At 67.2% G+C, this 6,599-nt stretch carries 6 protein-coding genes and 1 pseudogene; 5 read left to right on the top strand and 2 right to left on the bottom strand.

The genetic code is table 11. The annotated features are described in order from the left end of the window. The 5 genes and pseudogenes from B2Y21_RS12735 to B2Y21_RS12720 form a co-directional block, all read left to right on the top strand. Positions 1-590 (top strand): type II secretion system protein N (locus tag B2Y21_RS12735; protein ID WP_292060236.1); only part of this gene is annotated, 590 nt, incomplete at its 5' end. Further along, positions 587-2,722, top strand: a complete 2,136-nt coding sequence (gene gspD, locus B2Y21_RS12730; protein WP_292060235.1) for a type II secretion system secretin GspD — start codon at positions 587-589, stop codon at positions 2,720-2,722. The genes B2Y21_RS12735 and gspD, both read left to right, overlap by 4 nt. Before the next feature lie 77 nt (positions 2,723-2,799). Beyond that, positions 2,800-2,868 (top strand): annotated as a pseudogene (locus tag B2Y21_RS15950) (hypothetical protein); the annotation flags it as partial. Positions 2,869-2,976: 108 nt separating this feature from the next. Next, positions 2,977-4,116, top strand: a complete 1,140-nt coding sequence (locus B2Y21_RS12725; protein WP_414632856.1) for a type IV pilus twitching motility protein PilT — start codon at positions 2,977-2,979, stop codon at positions 4,114-4,116. Between the two features lie 60 nt (positions 4,117-4,176). After that, positions 4,177-5,322, top strand: coding sequence for a PilT/PilU family type 4a pilus ATPase (locus B2Y21_RS12720; RefSeq protein ID WP_014818747.1), 1,146 nt, complete (start codon positions 4,177-4,179; stop codon positions 5,320-5,322). On the opposite strand, the gene B2Y21_RS12715 is transcribed toward B2Y21_RS12720, so the two are convergent. Next, positions 5,319-6,155: a TIGR03915 family putative DNA repair protein gene (locus B2Y21_RS12715; protein ID WP_292060233.1), complete on the bottom strand. Its 837-nt coding sequence runs from the start codon at positions 6,153-6,155 to the stop codon at positions 5,319-5,321. The two genes, B2Y21_RS12720 and B2Y21_RS12715, sit on opposite strands and share 4 nt — an antisense overlap. Next, the gene (locus B2Y21_RS12710; RefSeq protein ID WP_292060232.1) at positions 6,155-6,520 is read right to left on the bottom strand and encodes a hypothetical protein; all 366 of its coding nucleotides are present in this window, start codon (positions 6,518-6,520) and stop codon (positions 6,155-6,157) included. Before B2Y21_RS12710 ends, B2Y21_RS12715 begins: the two co-directional genes overlap by 1 nt. Between the last annotated feature and the right edge of the window lie 79 nt (positions 6,521-6,599).

Below are 6,599 nucleotides of genomic sequence, written 5' to 3'. Positions count from 1 at the left end.
GGGCCGAGGCGACGCCGTCGGACGGCGGCGGCCTGAGCCTGTTCGGCGTGCGCGCGGACGGCGCGGGCGGCGGCTCGGCCATCATCGGCCTGGCTGACGGACGCCAGGTTTCGGTCGGTGCGGGCGAGGAGGTGGAGCCGGGGCTGACCCTGAGCGCCGTCGCCCCCGACCACGTCATGCTGTCGCGCGGCGGCGCGGCCTTCCGTCTCGACTTCCCCGATATGACGTCCGGCGCAGCCTCTGTTGCGCCCGCGACGGCGGCGCCTCCGGCCGCGTCGACGCCTGAACCGGCCTCGGCAGAGGGCGCAGTGGTCGATCCTCAACGTCTGATCGCCCAGGCGGGGCTGCGGCCGCGCATTCAGGGCCTGGGGATCAAGGGCCTGACCGTGTCCGCCTCAGGCGACGGGGGCGAGCTGCGCAACGCAGGCTTGCGCTCAGGCGACGTCATCCTGTCAGTCAACGGCACGGCCCTGAACAGCCCGCAGGCGCTCGCCGCCCTGCGCGGCGAGTTGGCCGACGCTCCCTCGGCCCAGATCCAGTTCGAGCGTGACGGTCAGGTCCGCTCCACCACCGTAAGGACGAGCCCATGAAGGCCCCCAGTCAACGCTCTGGAAGCCGCTCTCTGTTGACCGGCGTTCTGGCCGCTGTTCTGGCGGTCCAGCCGCTGGCCGCCGCGCCGGTGATGGCGCAGGAATCGCGCCAGACGCTGAACGTCCAGAACGCCGACATCCGCGCCTTCGTGCAGGATGTGGCGCGCACGACCGGGCGCACCTTCATCGTCGATCCGGCGGTGACGGGCACGGTGACGGTGTCCAGCCCGCGTCCCCTGACCCGCGCCCAGCTGTTCGAGGTCTTCCTGTCGACGCTGCGAGCCAATGGTCTGGTGGTGACGCCGACGTCTTCGGGCGCCTATCGCATCAGTCCGGCGCAGGGCGCGGCGCAGGGTCCGGCCACGGTCGGCGCCGAGCGGTTCTCGACCGAGGTCTTCACCCTTCGCCACATCGACGCGACCTCGGCCGCCGAGACGATCCGGCCGCTGGTCGGGGCACAGGGGCAGGTGCTGGCCAACCCCGGCGCCAACAGCGTGGTGGTGGCCGACTTCGCCGACAACCTGTCGCGCATCCGGGCGCTGGTTGGCCGCATCGACGTGGATCGTTCCGCCTATGAGGTGGTGGCGCTGGAGAACGCCTCGGCGCGCGAGATCGCGGGCGTGCTGCAACAGGTGACGGGCGGTCCCGGCGGTCCCGGCCTGGTGACGATCACCCCGGTCGAAAGCTCCAACGCGCTGGTGCTGCGCGGGGACGCCCAGGCGCTGGCGCGGGTGCGCGGCCTGATCGCCGATCTGGACGGCCGGGCGCGGGCCAGCCAGGACGTCAACGTCGTCTTCCTTGAACATGCCGACGCCGAGCAGTTGCTGCCGGTCCTGCAACAGATCGTCGGCCAGCCTGCGGATGCTGCGGCGACCTCGTCCCCACGCCTGCGCACCGCCCGCGCCGGGGCGACCAATACGACCAGCGGCATGGGGCAGGGCGGCCTGACCACGACGGGCGAGGCCGACAGCGGGCCGATCGGCTCGACCACCGTGACCGCCACCGGCCAGCGCGCGACGATCGCCCGCTTCCCCGGCGCCAACGCCCTGGTCATCTCCGGTCCGGCGGACCTGCAACGCACCCTGACCGAGGTGATCCGCCAACTGGACGTGCGCCGTCAGCAGGTGCTGATCGAGGCCATCGTCGTCGAGCTGAGCGACAAGGCCGTGCGCGACCTGGGCGTTCAGTGGCTGATGGCGGGCGAGCAGGGCGTCGGCCTGACCAACTATTCCGACCGCGCGGCGCCGCTGGTGCCCATCGCGGGCGGGGCGGCGGCGGGTCAGCTCGACAAGGACGACCCCTTGCGCGAGCGGCTGCAGAACCTGGCGCTAAACAGCCTGCTGGGCGCCAACGGCTTTGTCGGCGGGGCGGGCGGCAAATGGGGCGACGGCCTGTTCGGCTTCATCATCAATGCGGCCAAGACGGACGCGGGCTCCAACCTGCTGCAGACCCCGTCGATCATGACGCTGGACAATGAAGAGGCCACCTTCCTGGTCGGGCAGGAGGTGCCGATCACCACCGGCCAGACCATCTTGGACGGCAACTCCAACCCCTTCACCACGACCGAGCGCAAGGACATCGGGGTGCGCTTGACGGTGCGGCCCCAGATCAATGCGGGCGGCTCCATCACCCTGACCTTGCGGCAGGAGGTGTCGAGCATCAACGGCCTGCTGACCAGCGGCGCCAACGACCTGATCCTGGACAAGCGCGAGCTGGAGACGACGCTGGTCGTCGATGACGGCGACATCGCCGTGGCGGGCGGCCTGCTGGATCAGAACGACCGGCTGGAGACCAGCAAGGTGCCGGGGCTGGGCGACATTCCGGGCGTCGGCGTCCTGTTCCGCTCGACCAGCCGCGAGCGGGGACGGACCAATCTGATGGTCTTCCTGCGCCCGACCATATTGCGCACCACGGCGGATGCGCAGGGGCTGGCGGCGGATCGCTGGGGCTATATGCGCGGCGAGCAGCAGCGCGTTCACCCCGATCGCGAGCCCAGCCTGGACGCCCTGCTGCGCGACTATATGCAGGCCCAGCCGCCTGCGGCTCCGGCAGCGGGCGAGCCGTTGGTCATCGCACCCGTGGCGCCGGTCGCGGCCCGGCCGTTGCCGCCCGTGTCGGGAGGCGTCCGGTGATCACCGTCGTCGATCCGCGCCTGCCCTATGGCTTCGCCAAGACCCACGGCGTCCTGCTGCTGGCGGCGGGGGAGGTGATGGCGGTGGGGGTGCGTGAAGGGGCGGACCCTCTGGCCTTGGTCGAGGCGCGCCGCGCGCTGGGCCGTCCGCTGGAGGCGACGCCGCTGAGCGCCGCCGCCTTCGACCGCAAACTGTCGGAAGTCTATGCGGGCGAGCAACTGACGGCGGCTGACGGCGACGACCTGTCCCTGCCGGTGGGCCTCGACAGTCTGGTGGACGACATTCCGGCGGCGGACCTGCTGGACGCGACGGACGACGCGCCGGTCATCCGCCTGATCAACGGCGTCATCGCCGAGGCGGCGCGCATCGGCGCCTCGGACGTCCATCTGGAAAGCTATGAGACGCGCCTGCTGGTGCGGATGCGGGTGGACGGGGTGCTGCGCGAGGCGCTGAGCCTGAACCCGCGCGTGGCGCCGCTGCTGGTGTCGCGCATCAAGGTCATGGCGCGGCTGGACATCGCCGAGAAGCGCAAGCCGCAGGACGGACGCATCCCCCTGACGCTGGGCGGCAAGTCGCTGGACGTGCGTGTCTCGACCCTGCCGTCGCGGGCGGGCGAGCGGGTGGTGCTGCGGATCCTGGACAAGGATCAGGTCGGGCTGACGCTGGACCGGCTGGGCATGGACCCGGCGGCGCTGGAGGCCTTCCGCCATGCGCTGGCCGAGCCGAACGGCATCATCCTCGTCACCGGGCCGACCGGCTCGGGCAAGTCGACCACCCTGGCGGCGATGCTCGATTACCTGAACAACACCAAGTACCACCACATCCTCACCATCGAAGACCCCATCGAATTCGTTCACGAATCGAAGAAGTGCCTGGTCAACCAGCGCGAGGTCCATCGTGACACTCTGGGCTTCTCCGAGGCGTTGCGTTCGGCCCTGCGTGAAGACCCGGACATCATTCTCGTCGGCGAAATGCGCGACCTGGAAACCATCCGCCTGGCGCTGACCGCTGCGGAAACCGGTCACCTGGTGTTCGGCACCCTACACACCACCTCCGCCGCCAAGACCATCGACCGCGTGGTCGACGTGTTCCCGGCCGAAGAAAAGTCCATGGTCCGCTCGATGCTCTCCGAATCGCTGCAGGCGGTGATCTCGCAGACCCTGCTGAAGAAGGTCGGGGGTGGCCGTGTGGCGGCCCACGAGATCATGATCGGCACGCCGGCGATCCGTAACCTGATTCGCGAGGACAAGGTGGCGCAGATGTATTCCTCGATCCAGACCGGCGGCTCGCTGGGCATGCAGACCCTCGACTCGTGCCTCAAGGGACTGCTCGCCAAAGGGCTGATCTCGCGAGACAGCGCCAAGGAAAAGGCCAAGCAGCCAGAGAACTTCTAAACGCCTGACAACTACCGGGCGCCGTCCGATGCGGCGCTTGCCACGATTGCGAGTACGACGATGGAATTCGAGAAACTTCTGCGCCTGATGGTGGAAAAGGGCGGCTCCGATCTGTTCATCACCGCAGGCGTGCCGCCTTCGATGAAGGTCAACGGCAAGATCATGCCGGTCAGCAAGACGGCGATGTCGCCGGAAATGACCCGCGAGACCGTGCACGGCGTTATGAACGAGCAGCAGCGCCGCGAGTTCACCGAGAACCATGAGTGCAACTTCGCCATCAGCGCCCGCGGTATCGGCCGTTTCCGGGTCAGTGCGTTCTACCAGCGCAATCTCGCCGGCATGGTGCTGCGGCGTATCGAAACCAACATTCCGACCATCGAAGAACTCAAGCTGCCGGACGTCCTCAAGAAGCTGTCGATGACCAAGCGCGGGCTGGTGCTGTTCGTCGGGGCCACCGGTACCGGCAAGTCGACCTCATTGGCTTCGATGATCGGCTACCGCAACAAGAATTCCAGCGGGCACATCATCTCCATCGAAGACCCGATCGAATTCATCCACCAGCATCAGAACTGCATCGTTACCCAGCGCGAGGTCGGTATCGACACCAGCTCGTTCGAAGTGGCGCTGAAGAACACCTTGCGCCAGGCGCCGGACGTAATCCTCATCGGCGAGATCCGTACCCGTGAAACCATGGACTACGCCGTGGCCTTCGCCGAAACCGGTCACCTGTGCCTGGCGACCCTGCACGCCAACAACGCCAACCAGGCGCTGGATCGCATCATCAACTTCTTCCCGCCCGACCGACACAACCAGGTGTGGATGGATCTGTCGCTCAACCTCAAGGCCATCGTCGCCCAGCAGCTGGTGCCGACGCCTGACGGCAAGGGGCGTCGTGCGGTGATCGAGGTGCTGATCAATACGCCGCTGGCGGCCGACCTGATCCGCAAGGGCGAGGTGCATGAGCTCAAGTCGCTGATGAAGCGCTCCACCGAGCTGGGCATGCAGACCTTCGACCAGGCGCTGTACAACCTCTATGTGCAGGGTGAAATTACCTACGAAGATGCGTTGCTGCACGCCGATTCGGCCAACGATTTGCGTCTGCTGATCAAGCTGGGATCGGAAACCGATGGTGAGCATCTGACCAGCGTGTCCCAGGGCCTGAGCCTTGAGGTCAGTGACGACGATCCAGGCCGCAGCTTCCGCTAGTCGGCCTGTTTTGCATCCCGGCCGATGCGCTTTCCGCTTCTCGCGGCGACGCGCTCGGCTTGGCCGTCACGCTGCGCACCGGCGCGCGCGCGGCTCATCAACTGCGGGATCAACATGCCTTCGGGCAGATTCTTCCAGAAGCGCACAGGCAGGTTGCTTTCCAGTACGCCGCGGTTCAGCCGGGCCGGGTTGAACGTGCTTTCGTAATACGCCTTCCATAGCTCGCCGCCGGGGTCCGCTGCGTTCTGCGCCAGCTGCCGCCACTGTGGCGGGCAGGGGCGGATGTAGGACATGTCTTGGCCATCCCAGCAAACCCCTTCTTCCGGCGTCGCGATCAGCCAGCTGTTGCCGCCCATCCGTTCGGCGAAGTGTCCCGCCGCCCAGGGCAGTACGTCGTGCGCAGGTTCGAACCAGGCGACGTGCTGTGGTCCATCACTGGTCTGCAGTGGGCTGAAGCGAAGAAAGGCATGCAGATCGTGGGCCTCACGTCGGACTGCCTTGATTCGACCATGCAGTTCGCTGCCATCAATGTCGCCGACCATTCGCGCACTCGAATCACCCTGGGTGACCCGCCAGAGCACGCGATACAGCAGGCTCCAGCGCTGCTCGGTGCGATAGCGCGCGGCCATTTCGAGTTCGTCCAGCAGTTGTCGGGGGACGCGAATGCGCGGTCCGCCTTCCGTTGAAGGTGCCGGCGAGGGATCGTCGAATAGCCCTGTCGATTCATCGTCGCTGGCCCAGTTCAGCTCATGTGGCGCGACGCGGCTCTGCAGCAGCGCGCGAGCCCGAACTCGCCACTCCTGGAAGCTTCCATCGAAACGCACCGTGACCATTACCAGAGCGCCAGTTGTGCGGGCGTGTCGCGCAGATGCTGGCGCAGCATGGCCGACTCCTGCCCTGCCAGGCTTGGCCGGTAATCCTGAGTGATGACGAAGGGTTTGGCTTTCTCGAGCGAGCAGCGCAGACGGGTCAGATCCTCGAAGCGGATGCGCTTCTGCCGGCGCAGATCCACCAGGCGTTTCGCGCTGAGCATGCCGATTCCGGGAATGCGGGCGATCATCGTCGGTTCGGCGCGGTTGAGGTCCACCGGAAACTGGTCGCGGTGCGCCAGCGCCCAGGCCAGCTTGGGATCGATATCCAGCGCGAGGTTGCCTGGCCCGCTGAGCAGCTCCCCGGCCTTGAAGCCGTAGCCTCGCATGAGGAAGTCGGCCTGATCCAGTCACTAGATCGGCAGACCCACGTGTAGCGAACGACTGTACATGCTGGTGGTACATCGC

The sequence above is a fragment of the Brevundimonas sp. UBA5936 genome (assembly GCA_002430835.1).
Taxonomy (GTDB): domain Bacteria; phylum Pseudomonadota; class Alphaproteobacteria; order Caulobacterales; family Caulobacteraceae; genus Brevundimonas.
The sequence above is the reverse complement of the archived record's forward strand: the minus strand, read 5'-3'. Positions and strand labels throughout refer to the sequence as shown.